At 68.6% G+C, this 23,638-nt stretch carries 22 protein-coding genes and 1 tRNA gene; 5 read left to right on the top strand and 18 right to left on the bottom strand.

Annotated features, from left to right (window positions below; genetic code table 11):
- Position 1 precedes the first annotated feature (1 nt).
- Together ACR9FL_RS11630 and ACR9FL_RS11625 are read right to left on the bottom strand one after the other, a co-directional pair.
- Positions 2-1,009 carry an arginine N-succinyltransferase gene (locus ACR9FL_RS11630; protein WP_436355699.1) on the bottom strand — a complete coding sequence of 336 codons (1,008 nt, stop codon included), beginning with the start codon at positions 1,007-1,009 and terminating at the stop codon, positions 2-4.
- Between the two features lie 4 nt (positions 1,010-1,013).
- Positions 1,014-2,264 carry a hydrolase gene (locus tag ACR9FL_RS11625; RefSeq protein WP_436355698.1) on the bottom strand — a complete coding sequence of 417 codons (1,251 nt, stop codon included), beginning with the start codon at positions 2,262-2,264 and terminating at the stop codon, positions 1,014-1,016.
- Positions 2,265-2,381: 117 nt separating this feature from the next.
- Here ACR9FL_RS11625 and ACR9FL_RS11620 point away from each other — a divergent pair, with 117 nt between their 5' ends.
- Both ACR9FL_RS11620 and ACR9FL_RS11615 read left to right on the top strand, forming a co-directional pair.
- Positions 2,382-2,840, top strand: coding sequence for a hypothetical protein (locus tag ACR9FL_RS11620; protein ID WP_436355697.1), 459 nt, complete (start codon positions 2,382-2,384; stop codon positions 2,838-2,840).
- An 82-nt stretch (positions 2,841-2,922) separates the two neighbouring features.
- Complete coding sequence (locus ACR9FL_RS11615; RefSeq protein ID WP_436355696.1) at positions 2,923-3,264, top strand: arsenate reductase family protein; 342 nt, start codon at positions 2,923-2,925, stop codon at positions 3,262-3,264.
- 132 nt (positions 3,265-3,396) lie between these two features.
- Here ACR9FL_RS11615 and ACR9FL_RS11610 read toward each other — a convergent pair whose 3' ends face one another.
- The 4 genes from ACR9FL_RS11610 to ACR9FL_RS11595 all read right to left on the bottom strand — a co-directional run bounded on the left by ACR9FL_RS11610 (position 3,397) and on the right by ACR9FL_RS11595 (position 10,960).
- Complete coding sequence (locus ACR9FL_RS11610) at positions 3,397-7,629, bottom strand: translocation/assembly module TamB domain-containing protein (protein WP_436355695.1); 4,233 nt, start codon at positions 7,627-7,629, stop codon at positions 3,397-3,399.
- Positions 7,626-9,419 (bottom strand): autotransporter assembly complex protein TamA, encoded by a 1,794-nt coding sequence (locus tag ACR9FL_RS11605; RefSeq protein WP_436355694.1) that lies wholly within the window; start codon positions 9,417-9,419, stop codon positions 7,626-7,628. The genes ACR9FL_RS11610 and ACR9FL_RS11605 overlap by 4 nt, the downstream gene beginning before the upstream one ends.
- Before the next feature lie 55 nt (positions 9,420-9,474).
- Complete coding sequence (locus tag ACR9FL_RS11600; RefSeq protein WP_436355693.1) at positions 9,475-9,753, bottom strand: hypothetical protein; 279 nt, start codon at positions 9,751-9,753, stop codon at positions 9,475-9,477.
- A 103-nt stretch (positions 9,754-9,856) separates the two neighbouring features.
- Positions 9,857-10,960, bottom strand: coding sequence for a CaiB/BaiF CoA transferase family protein (locus ACR9FL_RS11595; protein WP_436355692.1), 1,104 nt, complete (start codon positions 10,958-10,960; stop codon positions 9,857-9,859).
- A 137-nt stretch (positions 10,961-11,097) separates the two neighbouring features.
- On the opposite strand from ACR9FL_RS11595, the gene ACR9FL_RS11590 reads away from it, so the two are divergent.
- From ACR9FL_RS11590 to ACR9FL_RS11580, 3 genes are all read left to right on the top strand, one after another.
- Complete coding sequence (locus tag ACR9FL_RS11590; protein ID WP_436355691.1) at positions 11,098-11,295, top strand: hypothetical protein; 198 nt, start codon at positions 11,098-11,100, stop codon at positions 11,293-11,295.
- A 171-nt stretch (positions 11,296-11,466) separates the two neighbouring features.
- Positions 11,467-11,543 (top strand) — tRNA-Lys (locus ACR9FL_RS11585).
- Between the two features lie 145 nt (positions 11,544-11,688).
- Positions 11,689-11,871, top strand: coding sequence for a hypothetical protein (locus ACR9FL_RS11580; protein ID WP_436355690.1), 183 nt, complete (start codon positions 11,689-11,691; stop codon positions 11,869-11,871).
- A 165-nt stretch (positions 11,872-12,036) separates the two neighbouring features.
- Here the strand turns inward: ACR9FL_RS11580 and ACR9FL_RS11575 are convergent, their stop codons facing one another.
- The 12 genes from ACR9FL_RS11575 to ACR9FL_RS11520 form a co-directional block, all read right to left on the bottom strand.
- Entirely contained in the window at positions 12,037-12,498 is a 462-nt protein-coding gene (locus tag ACR9FL_RS11575; RefSeq protein WP_436355689.1) for a hypothetical protein, read from the bottom strand.
- A gap of 99 nt (positions 12,499-12,597) precedes the next feature.
- Positions 12,598-12,801, bottom strand: coding sequence for a hypothetical protein (locus ACR9FL_RS11570; protein WP_436355688.1), 204 nt, complete (start codon positions 12,799-12,801; stop codon positions 12,598-12,600).
- Positions 12,802-12,823: 22 nt separating this feature from the next.
- A complete protein-coding gene (locus ACR9FL_RS11565) occupies positions 12,824-13,297 on the bottom strand; it encodes a hypothetical protein (RefSeq protein ID WP_436355687.1) in 474 nt (157 codons plus the stop codon).
- Complete coding sequence (locus ACR9FL_RS11560; RefSeq protein ID WP_436355686.1) at positions 13,294-13,740, bottom strand: D-Ala-D-Ala carboxypeptidase family metallohydrolase; 447 nt, start codon at positions 13,738-13,740, stop codon at positions 13,294-13,296. The genes ACR9FL_RS11565 and ACR9FL_RS11560 overlap by 4 nt, the downstream gene beginning before the upstream one ends.
- 1 nt (position 13,741) lies before the next feature.
- Positions 13,742-14,125 (bottom strand): hypothetical protein, encoded by a 384-nt coding sequence (locus ACR9FL_RS11555; RefSeq protein ID WP_436355685.1) that lies wholly within the window; start codon positions 14,123-14,125, stop codon positions 13,742-13,744.
- On the bottom strand, positions 14,125-14,310 hold the full coding sequence (locus ACR9FL_RS11550) for a hypothetical protein (RefSeq protein WP_436355684.1): 186 nt from the start codon (positions 14,308-14,310) through the stop codon (positions 14,125-14,127). The genes ACR9FL_RS11555 and ACR9FL_RS11550 overlap by 1 nt, the downstream gene beginning before the upstream one ends.
- A 2-nt stretch (positions 14,311-14,312) precedes the next feature.
- Entirely contained in the window at positions 14,313-14,507 is a 195-nt protein-coding gene (locus ACR9FL_RS11545) for a hypothetical protein (RefSeq protein WP_436355683.1), read from the bottom strand.
- 21 nt (positions 14,508-14,528) lie between these two features.
- Positions 14,529-16,448 carry a hypothetical protein gene (locus ACR9FL_RS11540; RefSeq protein WP_436355682.1) on the bottom strand — a complete coding sequence of 640 codons (1,920 nt, stop codon included), beginning with the start codon at positions 16,446-16,448 and terminating at the stop codon, positions 14,529-14,531.
- Positions 16,449-16,484: 36 nt separating this feature from the next.
- Entirely contained in the window at positions 16,485-19,190 is a 2,706-nt protein-coding gene (locus ACR9FL_RS11535; protein ID WP_436355681.1) for a hypothetical protein, read from the bottom strand.
- 538 nt (positions 19,191-19,728) lie between these two features.
- On the bottom strand, positions 19,729-20,118 hold the full coding sequence (locus ACR9FL_RS11530; RefSeq protein ID WP_436355680.1) for a hypothetical protein: 390 nt from the start codon (positions 20,116-20,118) through the stop codon (positions 19,729-19,731).
- Between the two features lie 215 nt (positions 20,119-20,333).
- On the bottom strand, positions 20,334-20,630 hold the full coding sequence (locus ACR9FL_RS11525; protein WP_436355679.1) for a hypothetical protein: 297 nt from the start codon (positions 20,628-20,630) through the stop codon (positions 20,334-20,336).
- Positions 20,631-20,674: 44 nt separating this feature from the next.
- Positions 20,675-23,632 carry a hypothetical protein gene (locus ACR9FL_RS11520; RefSeq protein WP_436355678.1) on the bottom strand — a complete coding sequence of 986 codons (2,958 nt, stop codon included), beginning with the start codon at positions 23,630-23,632 and terminating at the stop codon, positions 20,675-20,677.
- Positions 23,633-23,638: the final 6 nt, after the last annotated feature.

The following is a 23,638-nucleotide window of genomic DNA, read 5'->3' as shown; positions in this document are numbered from 1 at the left end:
ACTAGGACTTCACCCGCACCGTGGCGCCGTCCTTGATCTTGAGGGCGGCGGCGACATCGGGGGTCATGCGGACCGTATCGCCGTCGATCAGGACACGGGCGCGGACGGCGCGGAAGGCCGAGACGCTGTCGGTCGAGACGAGGGAGGGCAGTTCGACCTCGACCTCCTTCTCGATGCGGGCGCTCAGGACGCGGGCGTCGCGGACAGTGCGGATGTTGTCGCGACCGCAGGCCACGGTCGGCCCGGCGTCGAAGATGTCGACCAGACCGTTGGGGCGGAAGCCCTCGGATTCCAGCAGGGCCATGGCGGGCACGCCCTGGGGGTGAACCTTGCCGATCACGGCGCGGGCCGGTTCGGGCAGCAGGTCGATGTAGATGGGATGGCGCGGGGCCAGGTCGAGGATGAACTGCTTGTCGGTCGAGCCGCTCATGCGGTCGGCGTCGTCGAAGTCCATCGGGAAGAACTTGTGCGCCACATGGTCCCAGAAGGGGCAGTAGCCGTCGGGGGTGAAGACGCCGCGCAGCTCGGCCAGGACATTGTCGGCGAACAGGTCCGGCTGGGCCCCGATCAGCATGTAGCGCGATTGGCTGAGCAGACGCCCGGCGCCGCCCTTGCGACGGTCGGCCTTGAGGAAGAGGGAGCCGACCTCGGTCCAGCCGGTGCATTCGTTGACCAGCACCAGGGTCTGATGGTTCAGCTTCATGCCCAGAGAGGGCGACTGGACCGTGTTGTTGACCACGCGGAAGCTGAAGAAGGGCCGCTTCAGCCCCACCGTCGCCTTGACTGAGCCGATGCCGTCGATATCGCCCGTGTCGCCGTCTTCCAGCATCAGGGTGTACCAGGCTTCCTGAGGCGGGACGCGACCCTCGAAGCTGGCCTGGCTGAGTTCCAGACGCTCGCTCAGGACATCGGCGTCCTCGGGCAGGCTGGTGAAGCCGGGGCCGGACAGGATGGCCAGTTCAAGCAGGTGGTGAAGGTCGGCCGGGCCGGCGGGGCGAACAACGAGCATGCGGTTACATGGTCTCCAGTCGGAGCTGTTTCAGTTTCAACGCGTCAATCTCGCCCGAGGCGATCTTGCACAGGATCAGGGCAGACAGTTGGGCGCGTTCGACGAAGCTGGCGGGCCAGGCGAACTCCTGATCCGAATGGATCTCGCCGCCGACGACGCCCAGGGTGTCGACATTGGGCAGGCCCGCGGCGTGCAGGTTGTTGCCCTCGCAGACGCCGCCGGAGGGCTTCCAGGCGATGGTCTGGCCCAGCAGTTCGCCCGCGTCGCGGACGGCGTGGAAGAGGGCGGTCTGGCTGGCGTCCATCGGCTTGGGCGCGCGGGTCATGCCGCCGTGCAGGTCCAGGCTCAGGCCGGGGAAGGGCGGTTCGGCGGCGATGGCGCGCACCGTGGCGTCGATCCAGGCGGCGGCCTCCTTGTCCGGCACGCGGACGTTGAAGCGGACCACGGCGTTGTCGGCCACGACGTTCAGGGGACCGCCGCCAGCGATCTTGGCCACGTTGACGGTGACGCCCTCGCGCTGGCCGTTCAGACCATGCAGGCGGGCGGCGATCATGGCCGCGCCGGCCACCGCATTGGCGCCCTCATGGAAGGCGCGGCCCGCGTGGGCGGCCTTGCCGGTGACGATCAGGTGGAAGTTGCCGCTGCCCTTGCGTTCGCCCGCCAGGGTGCCGTCCGAAAGGGCGGGTTCATAGGTCAGGCCGACATGACCGCGCGCGCCCAGTTCCGCCAGAAGCGGGGCCGAGGCGGGCGAGCCGATCTCTTCGTCGGGGCTGAGCAGCACGGTCCAGCCGACGCGGGCCTTGTCCGGGTGGGTCTCGAAAGCTTCCAGAGCGGCCAGCATGACGCTGATGCCACCCTTCATGTCGGCCACGCCGGGACCGTTCAGGGCGCCGTCGGCGCGGGTGACGACGGTCTGGAAGGCGCTGTCGGCGGCAAAGACGGTGTCGTAGTGGCCGGTCAGGACGACCTGGATCGGGGCCTCGGGCCGGGCGGTGATGGTCAGGCAGTCGGCGTAGCTTTCGGGGATCACCGCGCCGCTGTCGGCCACGGTGGTCGAGGCCTGCGTCGGCACGCGCACGACGGCGGCGGGCAGGCGGCGCGCCTCGGCCTCCAGTACGTCCAGCATGCGCGCCAGACCGGCGGCGTGGCGACTGCCGGAGTTGATATTGGCCCAGGCGATGGTCCGCGCGACGATGGCGTCGCCCTGGGCCGCGACGTGGTCGAGCACGGCCTGGTCTTGGGGTTCAATCCGCATGGCGGCGACCCTAGACGGGGGCGAGGCAAAGGTGAAGACGGGGCGGTTTCTCGCTCACGGACTTGGGAAAACGGGGGCGCGCGGGATAGGTTTGCCGCCGCATTCTAGGAGTCGCGCATGAACCGTCGTTTTGCCCTTCCCAATCCGTTCGGTCCCGTCGATTCGGGTTCGACGGCGGCGGCGATGGCACGCCTGAGCGCGTGGGGGTTCTGGCTGTGGGGCGCGGTCGGGCTGCTGCAGGCGGGGTTGGTCTGGTACGCCTCGGACGCCAGCTACGCCGAGTTTCGCGGCGCGACGACGGGGTTCGCGGTCTTCTTCGCCCTGATCGCCGGGATTCTGGGTTGGATACAGTGGCGGCGACCTAACCGCATCCTGCCGGTCTTCGGCCTGGCATGGGCGCTATACGAACTGAGCTCCACGGGCGTCAGCCTGCTGGTCGGGGCGCCGCTGGGCGTGGCGGGCGTTCCCATCTGGGGCGGCGCAGTGGCGGCGGCGGCCATGCTGGTTTGCGCCGTCCTGCATGTCGGCGGCCTTCGCGGTTCCGCGGCGCTGGCGCGTGAGGGTCTCAAGGCTTGATGCCGGTGCGAAGATCTGGGTTCCGATGGATCGCATCCGACCCGATTTCGCTCTAGGTGAGGGCTTCAGATAGGAGTGCGCCATGACCGTCACCATCTTCCACAATCCGAAATGCTCGACCTCGCGCAAGGCGCTGGAGCTGCTGCAGGAAAAGGGCGTTCAGCCGACGGTGGTCGAGTATCTGAAGACCGGCTGGGACGCGGCGACCCTGGACCGCCTGGCCGAGCAGACGGGCGGCGGCCTGGCGGGCCTGCTGCGCAAGCGCGAGCCCCGGACGGCTGAGCTGCTGGAAAGCGGCGCGTCCGAGGACGTGATCCGCGCCGCCATGCTCGCCGACCCGGTGCTGGTCGAGCGGCCGATCGTCCAGTCGACGAAAGGCGCCCGGATCGGGCGTCCGGTCGAGAACATCCTGCATATTCTGTAGGAGTCTGCTCCGCCATCCCGGCCGCAGCCTCTCGCAGAGAGGCGGAGAGCCGGGATCGCCCAAAACACCGGGCGTCGCATCCCTGGCGGTCCCGGATAGCGGCTGCGCCGCTTCCGGGATGACGTCGAGCGGTTAGCGGCTGCGATTCCGTCGTCGGTCGGTGCGGTCGCCGCCGGGGCGGTCGCTTTCGCGGCGCCAGCGGATCGACAGGCTGGCGTCGCCTTCGCCGCCGAACTTGGAGCTGACGGCCAGGTTGCGGCGCACCTGCCATTCGACATTGACCGCCGCCCCGCCTTCGCCGCCGCCGATGACCTCCAGATAGACGTCGTCGGTGATGTAGCGGCCGCCGGCCACGGTCAGGCTGGAGGCCTCGCCGCCGAAGGACAGGCGGTCCAGACCGGCCAGTTCGCGCAGGTTGCCGATCACGTCGAAGCCGCCGCCGCCGGCCAGGGAGGCCACGGCCGAGGCCAGTTGGGCCGCCTCGAAGCCGGACAGTTGCGAGGCCGAGCGGCCGAACAGGACCTGCGACAGGATCTCGTCCTGGGGCAGGGAGGGGGTCGAGGTCAGCTCGATTTTGGGCTGGGCCGCCGTGCCGGTGACCTTGATGGTCGCCGTCAGGGTCGGGTCCTCGCGCACCGCCGCCAGGTTCAGGCGAATGCGAGCGGGGTCTGTGGACAGGCTGACCGAGCCGCTGTCGTCGAAGACGAAGCGCTTGCCCGCGAACTCATAGTCGCCGCGCACGACATTGGCCGTGCCGGTCAGCTGCGGCTGCGCGATGGTGCCGCGCACGCGGGCGTCGGCGGTCAGTTCGACGTTCAGACCGCGTCCGCGCACATGGATGTCGCGCCCGGTCAGGTTCAGGTTCAGACCGATCTGAGGACCACGGGCCTTGGCCTCGACCTCGACCGGATCGCCGCCGGGACGGTTGATCTCGACCACGTCCATCTTCACCACCCCGTTCGAACCGGGCAGGTTGGGCGAGATTTCGGCGTTGTCGATGTTCAGGTCGCCGCTCAGTTGGATATTGCCATCGGCGCCCCGCACGGCGGTCAGCACCCCGTTGGCGCGGGCCTCGGCGATGTCGTTGTCGATGACGCGGAAGCGGGTGAGCTCCAGCCGCAGGGTCGAACCCGAGCCCTGGCGCAGGCCCAGGTTGCCGTTGCCGGTGACCGTGCCCTTGACCCCATCGGCGGCCTCGAAGCGCTCGATCACAGCCTGGCTGTCGTCGAAGCGGCTGGCCAGGGTCACGTTTTCGAGGCGCAGGCCCGTGGCGCTGTCGCGGAAGGCGCCCTGCGTCAGGTCCATTCGGCCGTTCAGCCGCGGTTCGTTCAGCGTGCCGGCCAGGGTGGCGCGCGCCGCGACCTGACCCGACAGGGACTGCGCCCCGCCGAGGAAGAGGTCCCAGATAGGCTGGATCTGACCGTTGATGGCGATCTGACCCGACATGTCGCGGGTGCGGGCGATGGCCAGGCGCAGCGGCGCGGCCGAGGCCTCGACCGGGAGGCTGACGTCGGCGGAGGCCTGAACCGCCGTGCCGTCGTTGGCCTGGGCCCGGATGCGCAGGACGTTGTCGCTCAGATCGGCGTTCAGCGTGCCGTCCACGGCCAGGCCGCGCGGGGCGTCGATGCTGCGCAGCTGTTTCAGGTCGACGTTGGCGGAGCCGTTCAGGGTGTCGCCCGAGCCCTGCAATGAGACGCGTCCGGTGATCTGACCGCGCAGATCGGGGGCCAGGGAGCCCATTTCGACATTGGTCATGTCGGCCTGGATGGCGCTGCCAGCCTTGTCCTGACGCAGTTCGCCGGTCAGGACGCCGCCGCCGACGCCAAGATCGACACGGACCACGCGGCCGTCGCCGTTCAGGGCGACGATGGCGGGGCTGCGGGTGGTGAAGGCGACCTCGCGCACACGGCCGCCGCCGCGCAGGGTGACGGACTGGGCCGAGCCCTGTCGGGAATATTCGCCCGAGCCGTTGAACTGAACCGGGGTAGCGCCGCCCACGTCGGCTGACAGGGTGAAGGGCAGACGATCCAGCGTGCCCTGGCCTTTCAGCGACAGGTTGCGCACGACCCAGGTCGAACCGGCCAGGCGGACGTTGCGGCCGGTGACGTCGAGGACGGCGCTCTGATCGCCGCCGCCGTCGGTCAGGCGCACCCGGCCATTGGCCTCGCCCGAGGCCAGGAAGGCGCCCTGCCGCGCGGTGAAGGTCAGGTCGGCGCTGGAAGGGTAGTTGTTGGACAGGGCCACCGCGCCCTGGGCCGTGACGCCGCCGGCGTTGACGTCCACCTCGGTCAGGCGGATCTGCTTGCCGCCGAGGAAGAAGTTCCCCGAGGCCCGCGCCGGGCCGTAGTTGGAGCCGGCGTTGAGGACGATGCGGCCGTCCGAGGCGTCCGTCCCCTTGCGGAAGCTGAGGATCAGGTCGGCGTTGGTCAGGATCAGGCCGCCCGCCGACACCTTGTCGAAGGCGGCGCGCAGGTCGGCGCGGGGCTGGGCCAGGGTGCCGGTCAGGGCGCCGTTTCCGCTCATGGCGCCGTCGATGGCCACGGGACCGACGCCGAACGGACCGCGCGCGTCCCAGTCGAGCGCCAGGCGCAGCTTGCCGCCTTCGATCAGGCCCTTGGCGCCCATGCGTCCGGCGGCGCCGGTCAGCTCGCTGCTGTTGATGGACAGAACGCCGCGGTTCCATGAACCGGCGGCCTTGAGGCGCGGGGTCTGGCCCAGCAGGCGGTCCAGTTCGTCCATGCCGATGGTCATGCCGGAACCGCGCCCGTCGAAGCTTAGGGTCCAGGGGGAGTCGCCGCGCGCCTTGCCGGCCTGGATCGGCCCCCTGAAGGCGCCCTTGGCGCCGGGGCGGATACGGGAGATGTCGGTGATGGCGGCGTCGCCCCGGAAGCTGAGGCCGCCGGTGATGCTGCGGCCGCCCGATCCGGTCAGGGTCAGGGCCTGACCGCGACCGTCGATCTTCTTCAGCACATAGGCGCCGTCAGCCGTGCGCGAGCCCTGCAACTGAACGCGCGGCGTCGCCCCGAGCAGGGCGCCGATGATGCCGGCGGTCGAGCCGCCGACCGCGCGGGCGTCAGTGGTGATGTCGAACTGCCCCTTGCTCACGGCGATGTCGAGCGGCCCGGAGATGCGAGCGGCGCGGTAGCTGGCCAGGTCGGCGTTCTGAAGACTGGCTGAACCCTGCAGAGTCCAGGCCTTGGCGTCGCCCTTGAAGACGCCGGTGTAGGTGGTGGCTTCGGCCAGGGGGAAACCGGCCAACCGCGTCAGCGACGGGGTGGTGATCGTCAGGTTGATCCCGTCGGGCGCGTTGCGGTCCTTGAGCTGGAGCAGGCCGCGGGCGTTGGACTGGATGTTTTCGGCGTTCAGGGTCCAGGCCACGCCCTGGTAGCCTTCGCGGGTCTTGTCGGGCACGGCGGCGAAGCCGAAGCGGGCGGTGCGGCCGATGCGCTCGACGAAGGGCGCCAGCAGGTCCGAACCCGAGAAGTCGGCGTTGCCGCCGATGCGGGCGCCGTCCTTGCCGTAGCGGCCCTTGACCGACAGGGGGGTGAAGTCGCCCGTCTTGACCTCGACGTCGACGATCTCGCCGTTGACCACGGCGATGGCCGAGAAGGGTTTGTCCGGCGAATAGCCGAGCGCCCCGGCGATAGGCCCGCCCTGGGCTTCGCCGGCGCGCAGGTTGACGCGCAGGTCCTCGGGCTTCTGGCCGATGACGGCCTTCAGCAGCAGGTGGTCGCCCTTGCGGTTCAGGCTGAAGGCGTTGACGTTGACCACCTTGTCGCCCTTGCGGGGGATTTCGGCGTCGCCGCTCAGGGTCCAGCGACCATATTCCTTGGAGAAGTCCTCCATCAGCTCGACGTTGGCGCGGAACTTGTCGATGTCGACCGTGATGGCCTGGGGGCCGCCGGGCTCGGTGCGGGGTTCCAGCAGGGGGCGGCGGATGACGCGGATCTGGTCGGCGCTGATCTCGCTGGCGTGGAAACGGCGCATCACCAGGGGCCAGTAGGACCAGTCCACGCGGACGTTGGTCGCCTCCAGCCAGACGCCCTTTTCGTCCGTCACCGTGACGCGGCCCAGGGTGAAGTCGTCGAACAGATCGCCTTTGAGCCCCTCGACGTTGATGCGGCCGTAGCGGCTGATCTTCTTGCCCGCGACGAAGCTGGTGATCAGCTCGCGGCCGGAATCCGAGACCAGATACATCCGCCCGCCTACGGCCAGCACAATGGCCAGGGCCAGCAGGGCCGCGACCACGATGCCTGAGACGAAGGCGATCAGTTGCAGGCGCGTGCGCTTGCGCTTTTCCGCCTTGGCGGGCGTGTCGGCGGCGACGTCCGCTTCGGGTTCGTGAGGCGGAGGAGTGTCGGTCAAAACGCCTGGCCGATGCTGATGTAGAGCTGGAAGTTCGAGTCGCCCTCGCGCTTGTTCAAGGGGACGGCGATGTCGGCGCGGACCGGGCCGAACGGCAGCTTGTAGCGCACGCCGACGCCCGCGCCGTAGCGCATATTGGTCAGGTTGGGCGTTTCCTGGAAGCCGATGGCCCCCGCATCGAGGAAGCCCACGGCCTGGAACTTGGCGCCGATGTCGTGGCGGACCTCAAGCGAGGTCTCGAACAGGGACAGGCCGCCGCGCGGGGTGTTGTCGGGCAGTCGCGGGTTGATGCTCTGATAGGAATAGCCGCGCACGGAGCCGCCGCCGCCGGAATAGAAGAGGCGATCCGACGGCACCGTCAGCTCCTGACCGCCGATGATCGAACCGATGCGCGCCCGTCCGGCCAGCACGGTCTTGGCGCCGTCCTGCAGGGGCAGGTAGGCCGTGGCCTGGCCCTCGGTCTTCAGGAACAGGACCGTGTCCTCGCCGGCCACGGCGGTCGGCTGGGCCGAGACGTAGAGGCGGAAGCCCCGCGTCGGGTCCAGCGGATCGTTCGACCGGTCCATGAAGGCGGCCGCGCGGCCGGTGAAGATGGCCAGGTCGCGGTCGAAGGTGATGGGCGCTTCAGTGACCGGGTCGAAGCGGTTTTCCGTATACTGGCCCGCGTCAATCCCCAGGCCGTAGGTGAAGAAGGAGGTCTTGCCGATACGCTGCGACAGGTCGGCGTTCAGGCTGACGGCGCTGCGGTCATAGGCGTCGGTCTGTTCGTTGACGAGGTAGGACGACAGGCGCAGCGTCCGTCCCGGCTTGCGCCAGTGGGGCAGGCTGATCTCGCCGCCTAGGCGGCTGTCGATGCTGGCGTAGCGGCCGCCGTATTTCACTGTGGCGGCGCGGCCGAACCGGTTGAACCGGGTCTGGAAGACGTCCACGCCGACGCCCTCGGCGGTCGAATAGGTGGCGCCGGCCTCCAGCAGGCTGCGCGCGCGATCGGACAGGCCCACGACCACGGGGCGCAGGCCCTCGGGCGTCACCTGATCCGGCCCGGCCAGCGAGACGTTGACGCCGTCATAGACGCCGGTGTCCAGCAGGCGGCGTTCCAGTTCGGCCACGTCCTCGGGATCATAGCGGTCGCCCGCCTTCCAGGGGGCCAGGCCGGCGACCCAGTCGGGATTGGTCGAGCCGCGCGTGCGGACCTGAAGCCCGTCCAGGCGCACCAGGGCGCCCGAGGCGATGTTGAAATTGGGCTGGACGGTGAAGGTTGCGTGATCGACCACGACGCGGCGCGGTTCGGCCTTGGCGTCGGCGTAGCCTTCGCGCGTCAGACCGGCCACGATGCGGCCCTCGGCGGCCAGGACGTCGGCGGCGCGGCCAGGATCGCCCGAGGTCAGGCCCATGTCCTTGGTCACGACCTCTGCGGTCACGGCGTCAGGAACGGGGGCGACCCAGTTGACCTTGGCTTGGTCCAGGACAAAGCGCCGGCCCGGCGTGACGGTGACGACCGCGACCGGCTTGTCCTCGCCCTCCACGTCGTCCTGCAGCGTCGGCTGATAATAGCCCTCGGAGCGCAGCAGGGCCTCGGCGGCCTCCATGGCGCTGCGGGCGCGGCGACGCGCCTCGAATCGGTTGGCCGGCGCCGCATCGACGACGCCGACGGCCTGTTCCAGTTGACGACGCAGTTCGCCGTCGACCTCGCCGCGAATCTGGGCTTTCGGCTCGGCCGCCAAGGCGGCGTGGCCGCACATGACCGAGAGCGCCACGCTGGCGAGAAGAAGATAGGGCCGCGACGTCAAACTGGAGCCTTGGTTCAGAGCACGACGGCGGAGAGCAAAGGCTCGCCGAGCGGAATCAGTAGAACAGCGTATCGCTTTCCGGCTGCACCGTCTGTTCCGAGGTGCGCTGTTCGGGGGGCAGTCGATCAACCGGCGGCGGGGCGTCGGTCGGGATCGGGGCTTCGGCCACGGCGGGGGCGGCCGATTCTTCGGCGGCCGGAGCGGTCGGTTCCTCGGTCTGGATTTCGACGGCCTCGTAGTCCTGGTCCTGACGCGGTTCGTCGCAGGAGGCGAGGAGGGCGGCGGCGCCGAGGCTGGCCGCCAGCAGCAAACGTTTTACAATCAACTGGTTCATCTGAGTTTCTTCCCCCTGTTGGGGTGGCAAACGCCGTCTGAGGCGCTGGGTTCCTGCCCCCTTGTTGACCGAAGGAGAATGAACCGCAACTGAACCTTTTACGTCACGCGCGCAGCGATGTGCGGCCCTTCCAGTCGGCCAGGGCCTCATCCAGGGGGCGAATGGGGCGTTCGGCCCTAACCGAAGCGGCTGAAGCGCCAAAGCGGGGGGCCGGGGCGGGTTGGGTGATTCCGGCCTCGACAAAGGTCCCGCGCGCCCGATTGTGCGGATGGTCCGCCGCCTCGGTCAGGGTCAGGACCGGGGTGACGCAGGCCTCGGTCCCGGCGAAATGGGCGGCCCAGTCGTCGCGATCGCGGGCGGCGAACAGGGCGGCGAAGCGAGCTTGCAGGGCCGGCCAGTTCTCGCGATCGAACTGCGGAGCCTCATCGGGCGTCAGGCCCAGGCCGGTGATCAGGGCGGCGTAGAAGCGCGGCTCCAGCGCCCCCACGGCGACGAACTCGCCGTCCTTGCAGGCGTAGCAGCGGTAGAAGGGCGTGCCGCCGTCCAGCAGATTGGCCTCGCGCTGGTCGCTCCACAGGCCGCGCGCGTGCAGGGCGTGGAACAGGCTGGTCAGCAGGGCCGACCCGTCGGTCATGGCGGCGTCCACGACACGCCCGCGGCCGGTGGTCTTCGCCTCCAGCATCGCCGCCAGGACGCCGCTGACCAGCATCATGGCCCCGCCGCCGTAGTCGCCGATCAGGTTCAGCGGCGGGGAAGGGGGCCGGTCGCCCGCGCCCATCGGATGAAGCGCGCCGGACAGGGCGATATAGTTGATGTCGTGGCCGACCTGGTCCGCCATCGGCCCGCTCTGGCCCCAGCCGGTGACGCGGCCATAGACCAGGCGCGGGTTGCGCGCGGCGCAGGTCTCGGGACCGAGGCCCAACCGCTCCATGACGCCAGGACGGAAGCCCTCGATCAGGGCGTCGGCGCTTTCGATCAGGCGCAGGACCCGGTCACGATCCTCGGGCGATTTCAGATCGACCGGCACGGCCGTTCGGCCGCGATGCAGGACCTCGCCGCCGACCTCGTCGAACACGGCGGCGGGCGCGCCGCCGCCGCGCGTCAGCCGCAGGACCTCGGCCCCCATGTCGGCCAGGACCATGCCCGCGAAGGTGACCGGCCCCAGGCCGTCGATCTCGATGATGCGTAGTCCGGAGAGAGGTCCCATGAGGCAAGGCTAGACCGGAACCGGCAGAAGGCGACACGAGATTTTCAGTCGTGAGGAACGGAGACGCCGGCGGGGACTTTCGTCGAGTGCGGGCGGATCAGCGCCGGCCCCCTGGCTCAACGGACGACGGACCCATCGTGACTGAAGCGGAACGCATCAACGCCCTGCTCGACCTTGTCGACGGTAACCGAACCCAGGATGTGCAGAACAGCGCCCAGCTTGTGGTGCTTGGCTTGGCGGAACGCTTCGGCAAGGCCGGGCGGCTGCGTCCCACCAATGCGGGCTGGAACGTGATGGGGCAGAGGGGGCGACAGTTCCGCGCCGAATACGGATAACTTCGGCGTCTGAGCTCGCGGGACCTCGGCGGAGGTTTTCCTCACAAAATACGCGTCTTCGGGCGTTGCGGCCCTTGACCTGTCGTCGCGAATGAACCAGAAACCGCCTCCGCAAACAGGCGCTGCGCTTGTTGGCGGGAAACAGCCCAAGTGGTTGATTTCAAAGAGTGTGCGCCCCTAGCTCAGTTGGTTAGAGCATCTGACTTTTAATCAGAGGGTCCTCGGTTCGAGCCCGAGGGGGCGTACCATCTTTATTCCCCTACATTGCTGGATTTACGCGCTGCGCCCCTGAGAACGAACAGGGGGTGTTTGTGACTTTGCAGAAGTCACACGTGTGACTTGTCTCCAGATGTTCCCCTTGCGTTCTTATCGACCCAGGCGTATCGCGCGGCCATGGCGCCGGAAGACTGGAAGGCTGAAACTGTTACCGCTCGCGACGTCGTGGCGCACCGCGACGTGGTGCTTTCGATCAACTGCGAGGGCTGCCGTCTCGACACCGAAGTCAATGTCTGGAAGATCGGCATGCGCTTGGCGGACACGCCTTTGCAGCGGCTCAGGTTTCGCTGCCGGCGGTGAGGCGTCTATGCCGCCGCTCTGAGGATTGGACGTCGCACTAGCACCCAGGGGGTGCATTTGCTTGACGTCACGCTGAGACCCGCCTGCTGGGATGAGGGGCATCAGGCAGATCAGGCGGCCGCCCTTAGCCGAACCCGGCAGCTGCCCCGGGAATAGCAGGACCGCCTAAAATTTCCGGACGTCCCCGACGAGGAGCCGAGGACTTCCCACGCCCATCTGCTGGACACCCTTAAACATTGGGATGCCGCCGATCATCTCGGCTACCGCGTTCTTGACTGTAAAGCCCTTGGCTCTCAGTGCAGATCGCAGTTCCTCACAGAACTGAAGCGTTGGGCCGTCTTGGATCAGTGACATCACCTCAATGTCCTGCCCTGCGGGGAGGTTGCCCACTACCATCTCCGCGGCCTCATCGCCGCGGAAGTACTGAGCTCCGTAGAGGTTTGTGGTCGGCCCCATATTGCCGCCGATGTATCCACTGTTGTTGTAGTTGTCGCCCATCGCCACGGTCCCCTCTGAGACTTTTTCGAAGTGGCCCTTCCAGATCAGAAAAATGATCACAGCTGCCAGCACCGCGAGGACTATCCACGCGAGCACTAGCTGTTCTTGCGTCAGCGTTGGCACCGTCATCGGCAATATCCAGCCGAGAATGAGAGCGAACGCTGGAGGCAAGAGACTGAGGAGCCACTTCCGCATCCAAGTAGATGAGCACTGATTCTACGCCTTGCGTTAGCCACAGCTTGCTCCCGTGTGGAACTGGATCAGTCGGCTCAGCTGGTCCGACACGGCGGCGTAGCCGCGCGCCAGCCCGATGATGCCCATGCGCCAGGCGGGCGGGATCACCGCTTCGCCAGACGTCGGCAGACCCGCCGGGGCGGTGGGACAGCGCAGCAACTCGGCCGGAGGCGTGTCCTTCACCTCGCGCACCACCACGACCGGCTCAGGCGCGGCCGTCTCAGCGCCGGTTGTTCCGCAGGCCGCCAAGCTCGTTGACAGCAGCAGCCCAGTCAGAGCCCACGCGGTCCCCTTCAACAGCCGCATCGGCCGCCTCCATTCGTACGACGGCGTCGGCCGCCCGTTGCGACATCACGGCCGCCAGGGCGGCGTCCGCGGCTTCCTTGCCCTCGCGCCGCTCCAGGTCGGCGAGCAGGGCTTCAAGGTTCTGGGTCTTCACCGCCTCTTCGACGGCGGCCAGGCGCTTGACCTCGGCCAGACAGGCGACGCCCCACTGGCGTTTCTTGGTCTCGGCCGGGCGGAACTCGGATCCGGCGGCTGTGCAGGTCAGGTCGCTCCAGACGATAAGCGCATCGCGATCGCGCCGCGCCGTCTCGCCCCAGACGTAGAGGCCCGCCGCCGCGCTCGCGACGACCAGCAGGGTCAGCATCTTGCGTCCCGCCTTCAGCGCCTCGATCGCGGCGGCGGGGGTCACGCCTTGATCCCCGGCGTGTAAACGGTCTTGCCGCCGACCTTGCGGGCCGTCAGCGTCTGACCGCGCTTGCCGGGGCCGAAGCCCACGTGCACCCAGTCGCCGAACTCTTCGATAATCTGATCGAACCCCGTCAGGTGCTTGGCCAGGTGCGCGGCGACCTGGGCGGGCGTGCCGAACTGCGGGCAGAGGAAGTCGACGGCGTGGCCGGTCATGTGGGCCGAGGTTTTCGATCCGCCGACCGCCGCATTGACCGCCGGGCTGCGATAGCCGGACAGCACCACGATGGGCTTGTCGCCCAGCAGGGACCTCACCTTTTCCATCCGGTCCGCCGTCAGGATCAGTGTGTCGATGATGGCCGGTGGCGCGACGTTCTGGATGCCCTTGCGCGTGGCGGTGGCCGAATGGGTCAGCTCAGCGAGCGAGAAGTGATCGGACAGACGCATGTCAGCCTTCCTTCGGAGTTTCAGGGGTGACACCCGGGCGACGCAGCCAGCTGCGCACGATCTCGGGCAGGGAGCGGAAGGCGCCCGCGCCGCCCTCGATGGCGGCCTCGCGCCACTTGCCCACCGCCTTGAAGGCGATGGTGCCGACGACGAAGCCTACAGCGCTGGTGACCGGCTGGCCCCAGTGCAGCAGATGGCCCAGGGCCGGCACGACATAGGCGGCGAACAGCAGGCCCACGACCCACTGGATCACCCGGTCGCGCAGGCCCAGCCCGCGTTCCCAGGCCTGGCCCACGGCCGCGCCCAGCGCGCCGGGGATCAGCGGCTGCAGCCAGTCCCAGGCCGCGTGCAGCGCCTGGGCCAGAGGGAGTTTCCAGCCTGCCATCACGGCTCCGCTTTCACGTCGGTTTGCGGCGCGGGCGGCGCCTTTTGGGTCTGGGCCTGGATGGCTCCGACGATCGGGCCGCCCACCACGGCGGGCAGGTAGCCCAGGGCCTGGACCACATGGTTCCACTCGGCGACGGTCAGCGAGACGGGCGCGGCGAGGATGTGCTGAGGGATGCCGGCCATGCTTAGACGCTCGCCGGTTCAAAGCGACCGAACTCGCGCGTGGTCTTGGCCACAACGACTTCAGTGATGACATAGGCGACGCCCGCCTCGTTGGCCTGGGCCTGAGCGGCGTCCGCCGCTTTCTGCGGGTCGCTGAACACCCCGCGCAACAGGGCCTGGCCTTCTGGCCGGATTTCATAGCTGGTCTTTTCGATCATGATCTTGTCTCCGGTCTCAGGTCAGGCGATGCGGACGCGCAGGGCGTTTCCGGTGCGATAGACGCCGCCCAGCGGGACGCCGCCGGTGGCCGCTGCGGCGTCGTTGGCGTAATCCGCCGTGTTGGGGAGCTTGATCCGGCCGTTCCCCTTGCCGGTCAGCAGCAGCCAGACGTTGGCGTCAGCGCCTTCGGCCAGCACGACGGCCTCGCCGGTTCCCGCGCCCTCGCCATAGAAGCGGACCCAGTTCGCCGAGGTAGGTCTGCCCTTGACGGTCAGGCCGCTGTTGTCCGCCGTGAACCACGGCGAGCCGTCCGGTCCGAATGTGACCCCGTCGCGGTTCAGGAACATCCAGTTGCGGTTGTCGTGGAAGCTCGACAGCTGGATGCCGTTGTCGTCGGCCGTGATCCGCGAGCCCTTCAGATAGGAGCTCACGCCCATGGCGAACTGGAAGCCCAACTGCCCCAGCGCGCCGCCTCCATTGTCCAGATACTGGCCGATGTAGGTCTTCTGCGGCAGGGCCATCAGCTCGCCGTAGCCGCCCCCACGATCCTCCAGGGCGCCGACCGTGACCAGCAGCCCGGTCATGGCGCTCTGGCCGTTATAGACCATGGCGGCATAGGCCGAGATCGGGTTCGCGCCGGCGATCTCCCCGCCCGACGCCATCCACATCGCGCAGGTCAGCTTGTCGGCGTAGGCGTAATAGGGGTGGCGAACCTGAATATCGCCCAGGTTGACCACGCCCGGCTCCATGCCGAACGTCGTTCCGGCGTCCGCCTTGCGGACCGCCATTCCCTGGAACAGCCACATGCCATGCACGCCGCCATGTTCGGCGATCGTGCGGTCGTTGATGACGTAGGACGCCAGGGCGAAGCCGGATCCGATCGAGCCCCCGTCGCTTGAGCGCGAGGTGAAGACCCCGGCCGTGGATCCGTTGGGGCTGGCGAAGGCGAGGGTCGCAACCGAAAGGGTGCGAAGACCCGTGGGGTGATCCGGCTGCAGCGCCCGGAACGCCTCCTCGAATGGGAAGGTCCCATCCGCATTGGGCCATTGTCCGCCGTAGAAGGGATCGTACAAAAGCTTGGTGCCGGTGGGCTGGATCAGCTTGCCGCCGATTGGGCCGGTATAGGCGCCCGTCCGGGTGAAGTCCCCCTCGGCCCAGACGGTGAATACCCCGCCGAGCGGGGCCTCATCCAGCGCCAGCTCCGCGCCTGACTTCAGAATGACTGGCCGGCCTCGGTCGCCGGCTGCGGCCAGGGCCGCGTTCAGCTGGGCCACGCCCGTGCCGCCGAAATCATCCAGCGACAGTTGCTCTGACAGCTTGTCCGCCAGCGACCGCTCACTGGCCCCGGCCACCGCCAGCTTGATCTGCGCGCCTTCAGCAAAGCTCGGCCCCACGTTGGAACCATCCGCATCCGCCTTGCCGAACACCTGTCCCGCCGCCGCCTCAGCAGCCACCAGCGCCGCCTGCGCATTAGCGCCAGCTTCGGCGGCCGCCGCCAGGTCGGCAGGCGAGGGCGGCGTGGCGCCCGGCGGCACGACGACCGCCAGATCCAGTTCGTCCGACAGCTCCTCGGCGATGCGCATCTGCCGGTCCAGCGCCAGTTCGGTGGCGCGCGGCTTGTGGCCTTCGGCGTCGGGCAGGGCCACCGACTGCCGACGCCCGGTCCAGCGGCGCAGGATCAGGCGGTGCTTGCCCGCGACCCAGCCTCCTGCCGGCAGGGCGCCGGGCATCAGCGTGACCGCGCCGCCGTTCTCCTGGGGATTGGCCGCCGTCAAGGTGAAGTCCGCGTCCAGGACCAGATCCGGCCCCGCGACGCCGTCCGTCTCGATGTAGATCCACACGTCGTCCGACGAGGCATAGGTCCAGCCCGTGGTCCACGGACCGGTCGACATGCCGGTCGGCACGATCACATTGATGCTGGGCGACGGGGTCGTGGTCATGAGACCACATTCGCGGCGCCCCGCAGGGGGGAGGACTTAGCGATCAACCCATTCGGACGGGCTGATCAGGAAGCTGGTGTTCTGCTCGCGCTCAACGTTGCGCTCGTATTTCTCGACGGAGCCGGGCTTTATCGCCTCCTGGAGATTTAGCCAAAGTAGATAATCGAGGGCCGACCGCGTCAGCCACAGGTTGGCGAACGGCGTATTGGCCTTCGCCGCACGCGTCAGGTCGCCGGGCAGATCGTCCAACTGGTCGGGATCGCCCGATGTCACCTTGCGGGTGATCGTCATGGCGCGCTCCACTTCGCTGACGGCCGGCCCCATCATCGAGCCGATGGTGAAGCCCATGCCGTTGCGGTTGCTCTCCCCGAACATGAGGTCGCCGTAGATGCCCAAGCCCCCCCCGGCGAGCATGGAGGCGATGAAGATCTCGCCGCCCTGGAACTCGCCCTTCTCGTTGGTGAAGCTCCGCGGCTCCTTGCCCGCCACGATCATCTTGGCCTGCATCTGCATATAGCCCAGCAGGGTCGTGGACAGGATCAGGTGCGCCATCAGGCTGGCCGGGTGCTGCCCGGCGTAGCCTCTCAGGGCGGGAACGACGTGACGGCCGACGATCGCCTGGCTGAAGCTGAGGAACTGGGTGGCCGTGCGCGCGAACTCGCCCCATACGGTGCCGGGCTGGCCCGCCAGCCCCGTCAGCTGCACGCGCTCGCGGGCGCGCGGTTCGGTCAGGGCGTCGTCAAGCATGCCGTTGACCATGGCCTGGAACTTGACCCGGAGATCATGACGGGCGCGGCGGGCGGCGTCCGCCGTCGCGTCCTTGCCGGTCAACCCCTTCCAGCGCAGCAGGTCCTTGTCGCCGATCCCGTCCAGCGCCTCGAACGTCCAGTAGCGCCGTCCGGGTTCGTCGCCGGGAATGTCCTCAACCACGGCGCGCAGGCTGCGCACCCCGTCCTTGTGCGGATGGGTCATCCCCCGGCGCGCTAGATCCCATTCCTTGGCGGAGATGCCGTAGCGTTCCATCGTCTCGCGGGTGCCGATCTCCAGCGCATCCCAGGCGCGATCGACCTGCTGGCCGATCAAGCGGCTGGCCGCCTGGGCGAAGCCCTCGCGGATGCCGTCCTGCAGGAAGGTGAAGCCCTGCACCTTGTAGAGCAGGCGCGTCATCGCCCCCGCCAGCCCGCCTACGCCGTCGGTGTCCACGAACCGGCCCGCGATGGCCGAAGCCATAGCCCGCCCCGATACGTCCAAGAGGTCCGCCGCCTGCTTGGCCTCGGCGTCGCCCATGCGGGCGATCCCGCCGAAGGCCGCGCCATAGCCTTCCAGGAAGGAACCCCCGGCGCGCTTCATCGTCTGCGAGGTCAGGGCGGTGTCCGACATGGACGACAGGGCCACCCCCCCCAGCTTGGTCAGCACCTGCCAGGCGCGCACCGCACGGCCCACCTGGGCCAGCCGCAGATGCTCTGGTCGCGAGTTGCCGCCGGTCAGCTCGGCGAACTCGCGCTCGCGCACGGCGGCGTTCAGCTTTTCAGCCGCCTTGGTGTCGCCAGCCGCCCGGGCCTGGGCGAGAAGCTGGGCGCGCTTGGTCTGGAACATGGCTTCAGGCGAGGGGCCGGCGCGGCGCATCATGGCGGAATTCATGGCTGCCCGGCTCAGGCCGTTCATCTGCATGTCGAACAGACTGCCGCCGCCGAAGGCGTCGTTATAGGCCATCCAGGCGTCGGCGTTCTGGAAGTGCAGGGTCCGGCTCTTGGACACGCTGCGCGCCAGCGACGCCGGCGGGCGATAATCCGCCAGGTCGTCCGCCCCGCCCAGCTGGTCCAGCTTGCCGTGCACGATTGACCACCAGATATCGAAGAGGAAGGCCTCGCGCGGATCGTTGACGTCGTCCACGGCGCCGTTGAAATCGGCCCGGGCTTCCGGCGTCAGGTCGTCGACCGCCCGCGCGTCCAGCCCCTCGAACGTGCGTTCGTCCAGCAGTGGCCGAATTTGATCCCGCCACGCTCTGAAGGCGCGCCGGCTGGCGGTCAGGTTGGCCTGGCCGGGCGTCGCCCCGCTGCGCAGGGCTGCGCCCTCGCGCCAGAAGCCGCCGGCCACCTTCGCGGGATCGTGCGCCTGGCGGACGATCCAGCCCTCGAGTTTTCCAATCCAGGCGCCCTGATCGTTCTGCAGAAGGCGCGCCCGCTCATTGGCGGCGTTGAAGATCTCGGCGATCTTCAGGGCCTCGGCGTTGCCGGTCGGCGCATCCTTGCCGCCGTTCATCCGCGCCATCTCGCGCGCCACGTCCAGCTCCAGGTCCTTGTCGGGGCGGAAGGCCGTGACCCGGCCGCTCAGGCCCGCCTCGCGCAAATCGCGCTGGACCTGCGTTAGCAGGGCAGACTGCAGTCCGCGCGCCTCGGCCTCGACCGAGAAGCTGCCGCCCAGCCCCTGCCGTTCCGATCCGACCCAGTAGGCGCGGAACCGGTCGCCCAGGTCGCCGATCCCCGCCATGCCGTCGATCTGGCTGTCAAACAGGGCCGAGGCCTTGGCCTGGTGCACCCGCATGCGTCGCTCCAGCGCCCGACCGATCACCTCTTCCCGCGTCATCTCGGCCGCCGCCTCGGCGATGGCCTCTTTTCGGAAAGGCTTACCCTTCCTGGCCGCTCGGCGCTGAACCCCGGCAAGGATATAGTCTATGTCGTCCTCGCCGAGGGCGCCCTCGGACGCCATCTTCACAGGGCCGTGGCAATGCTTGCTGCTCATGGCAGGAAGCTAGGCGCGCCTGACCTCAGGGCGGACAGCTAATGGACGTGCTTCCATGTGCGGCGCGTAACAACGAAACGCACTGCTCGGCGCGATATGCCGAAATGTCTGGCCAGGTCGCTAACGCTCTCACCCGCGATATAGCTTTGCCGGATCGAGCCGACGCCGGCCGATGTCAGCTTACTCCTGCCTGCGGCCTCGCCGCGCGCCATTCGACCGCGAGAAACCGCATCGCCGGAATTCTGACGGGGCGTTCCGGCCAGCAAGTGCCTTGGGTTGCAGCAGGGGCGATTGTCGCATTTATGCCGGACAAGCTTGCCATCCTCGCGCCGCTGGTGAACGCCGCTGGTGAACATAAATGCAAGCGCGTGCGCAGTTAGCGTTTTCAGTTTGCCATCAATACGGATTGTCGCCTTCCCATAGCCCGCTCGATAGACTGCTCCGAGCCAAGGCCAGCATGCGTCCGGGCCAGCGCTTTTATCGACACGCGTCCAAAAGTCAGCTTCGACCTGTTCAAAACTGCGGCGGGGCCGAGGCATCAGGCCGTCATCGCGTCCTTGAACGCGAAGGTCAGATAGTAATCCGCCAGCACCGACAGGTCGTCGGTGAAGTGGGCAAGCGCGACGCGTTCCAGGGTGCGCCTCGCCTTGGTATAGGCCGCCGCGGCTTCAGCGCCTGAAGCCAGGCTCTCCAGCACTCCGACTTCGGCCAGCGCCACGCAGGCTTGCAGGAAGAAGCCCTGGGAACTCCGCGCGGTCATCAGCGACGCCGCGTCTTCCAGCTCCCCCAGTCGGGACGCCGTCCGATCCCACAGATCGGAGCAGTTATGTTGGTCGTATCGGTTGAGCTGGCGCACCAGCTGGATGGCGTCGTGCGCGAGTTCCGCGACAGGGCAGGGCGTGGTAGAGGCCGGGGCAGCCGTCATCATGTCGATCTCCGCTGGATCGTGGGTGGTGGTGAGGGCCGTTCCGGGGTTGCCGCCCCGGTTCGGCTCGCTATAACTGTTAGCAGTTATGGAGGGTGGGTCAATAGCTGTTAACAGAAAACGGGGCCGGCCGCGTATCGGCGCGGTGTTGGTCGGCGTTCGCACGCCACCGGACTTGATGGCTGCCGTCGACAAATGGTCGGCCGAGGTCGGACCGCTTATCGGCGCGCCTGAGATGTCGCGGCCTGAAGCGCTTCGTCGGATTGCGACGGAGTATCTGACGGAGCAGGGCTTCCTTCCGCCGCCTTCAGAGTGAAGTCGCCGACCAGCACCGCGCCGCAATCGCACTCGTAGCCGGGCTGTTCCTTCAGTCGCCACACGCCCGCCCGGTCCTCGATGAAGTCCAGGCCGCGCGTCAGCATATGGGTCGTCTCGCAGGCTCCGCAGTCGAAGCTGATCTGATCCGGCATGAGCATGATGGCAGGGATGACGGAGGGCGGCGGCTTGATCTTCATGGCCGAACATCGTCATCCAGCTACGCCGCTTCCGGACGTAGGCCTCAACCGGCAAGGCAGATCGCCGCGGCCCGGATCGCCGCCGCCCAGGTCTCGGGCCGGTCGGCGGGTTCGAAGTCCGGTACGTCGATGCCGGCCTCGCGCGCCAGGGCTTCCGTGTCGTCCAGGATGGCGCGCAGCTCCGGGTCCGCCGCGATCTCCGGTGGCAGGGGCTGCGGGCCTACGACTTTCTGCCGTTTTCCAGATCCTCCGCCAGCGTCGACAGGCTCTGGCTGACCTTCTGGTCGTACGCCCTGTCCTCCGGCGTCTCGCCCTTCTGGCTGAGGTTGTCGAAGATCGAGGACAGGATCCGCAAGCGATCGACCCGTCCACGCAGGTTCGGCGCCGCCGGCGTAGGCGAGGCCCCGAGATCCGTCGCCTTCAAGGCGCCGGAGGTAGTCGAGGGTGGTTGCGAGAAATTGTCGGCCATCGGGCACAACTCCGAAAAGGTCAGCACCGGCCGGGGTGTCGGCGGCGCGGCGCGCATAGTCTCTCAGGCCATCGGCGATCGCGCCAGCGGCGCGGGGACGGCTGAAAGCATCGTCGCGGAACATCAGGCGCAGGAAGGTTTCGGTTTCAGGGCTAACGGTTTCGCCCCCGAACAGGTCGCGCTGCTGAAGCCGGGTCTCCATCCAGCCCTTTATGCCCAGGGAGCTGCGGCGCCCTTCGCGCACCAGGTTGACGGCGGACACCAGGTTGCCGGTCAAGTCCAGCCCCTCGGGCGCGTCGGCGCGCATCCTGGCCCAGGCGGGGGCGGCGTCGGCCAGGGCCTTGCCGATGGCGCGGATGGTCTCGTCGCCGGTCTCGAATACGGCGGCGGTGAGGGTGTCGTCGCCATAGGCGGCGTGGGTCAGGGCAGCCTGGATCCGCGCGCGTCCCGACAGGTTCAGAGCTCCCGCTTCGTCGGTCAGGGCGTTGGCGTCGCCCTCGGCCACGCGCGCCATGAACCCGCGCGTGAAGGGCCGGTTGCTGGCGGCGAAGACGTCGTTGCCCTCGATGGCGCGCAAGAGGTCGCGGTCCATGCGGCGGGCGTCGCTGCGGGCCTGCTCGACGGGCGAGTAGGCTTCGGTGGAGCTGCGGTTCAGTTCGCGCGCCAGATCGGCCCGCTCGGCGCCCGACATGGGCTCGGCGCGCATGCGCACAAGCACCGGCTGGTCAAAGCCCGTGGTGTCGATGCCCTGGCGCTTCAGCTCGGTCTGATAGCGGCTCCAGGCTTCGGTGCCGGTCGCCGCGCTGCGGCGCAGGGCGATGGCCCTGCCGTTACCGGACTCGACCAGTCCGGCCGGGCTGATGATCGGCGCGCCGCCGCCGGCCGACTTGTCGCGCATCAGCAGGGACGGGTTTAGGTCAGCCTCAAGCTGGTAGTTTTCGGACTGGCTGCCGGGCCGTGATCGGTCGCGCGGCTGCAGCACGGCCGGATAGTCGGCGACGGGCGTCAGGTCGTCGCTGTGGCTGGTCTTCAGGTCCTGCAGCTCGACCACGGCGAAGCGGACCGGCACTTCCGATCCGCGCCGCGTCACGGCTACATCGTTTTCCAGAAACCGGCCGCGCACGCTCGGCAGGGCGTCGGCCTCGTCCAGGGCCGCCAGTCCCTTGCGGGCGAGAAGCGGGCCGAGGTCCAGGGGCTCGTCACGGGCGACGGCGTCGATGGCGGTGAGCAGGCTGCCGGCGCGCTCGTTGGGGGTCATCGGCTCCAGCACGGCGGCCGAACGCGGCGCGGCACCGTCGGCGTTGAATTTTGCCCGCCAAAGACCGGCGAAGTCAGCCGCCGTCATGCCTTCGCGGCCGCCGTTGTCCAGCACCGCCTTGCGCGCCAGCTGGGCGCCACGACCCGGGTTGGCCTTCTCCAGCACCTCGGTCATCACGGCGATCGCATCGCGGCCCGGATTGGCCAGCAGCGCACGCGCGCCGCCTTGGCCCTGCTGGTGGGCAAGGTAGATCTCCCAGCCCTCGGGTTCTCGGCCCAGCGCCTGGCGCAGGCCAGCCTGCTCGCGCACCAGGTTCTCGATCCCCAGTTCGACCTGGCGGCCGACGTCGTTGCGATCGCCGCCGCCGAGGCCGGTCCAGGTGCCGTCGGTGATCTGGAACACGCCGTGGGCGCTGGACAACCGCTTGCCGTTTTTGATCGGCCGGGCCTGCGGGTCGCCGCTACCGTTTTCCAACTGGCGGATGCGCACAGCGACGGCCGGATCGAAGCCGCGCCGACGCGCCTCGGCCTCGACACGGCCGTCCACGGCGGCCGGTTTGCCGACGCGTCGCGGGGCGGCGCTGGCGCCCGGACGGGCGAGCGAACCCGCAACGCCGCCGATCCCGGCGCCGAAGATCATGCCCAGGCCCACGTTGGCGACCGACTGGCCGACAGGGGCCTCGCGGTCGGCGGCGCGCTTGACGGTCTGGTCGACGACTTCCAGCCCCACGCTGGCCGTGACGCCGTCCAGAGCCCCGACGGCCGCCGCCCGCGCGGCGGCCGCCCCGCGCGAGACGACGCTGCCGCCGACGCTGCGGAACAGAACGCCTTCGCCGCCGAGCATGAACAGCGGCATCTGGATCGGATCGGTGAAAGACCCGCCGAGGGACGCCCCGATCGTGTCGGCAATCGAAAGATCGGCCGAGGCCGCGACCTCCTGGTTGAACATTTCGCGCTGATGTTCGTCCCGGCGCCACGCGGCGATATTGCGGTTGACGGGCTTGTCGAACTTGAGGCGACCCTCGATACCGAACTCGGCCGTGGCCTCCTCGGCGGTCAGGCGGTTGCTGAAAGCCTCGCCGAAAACGCGCTCGCGCTGCCGGTCAAAGGCTCGGCGGTCATCCGCCTTCAGTCCGCTCAGCACCGAGCCGGTCAGGCGCGACATGTCCGCCACCGCTTCGCGGCCGAAGTCGCGAGAGGCGGGGGCGGTGCGCAAAAGCGCGGCGGCGTCATCCTCTGAAGAGGGCGGGGCGAGAACGCGGAAGGGATCGCTCATGGCGCT

The sequence above is a fragment of the Brevundimonas sp. CEF1 genome (assembly GCF_051353055.1).
Taxonomy (GTDB): domain Bacteria; phylum Pseudomonadota; class Alphaproteobacteria; order Caulobacterales; family Caulobacteraceae; genus Brevundimonas.
Note: the sequence above shows the minus strand (reverse complement) of the source record. Positions and strands in the feature narration are given on the sequence as shown.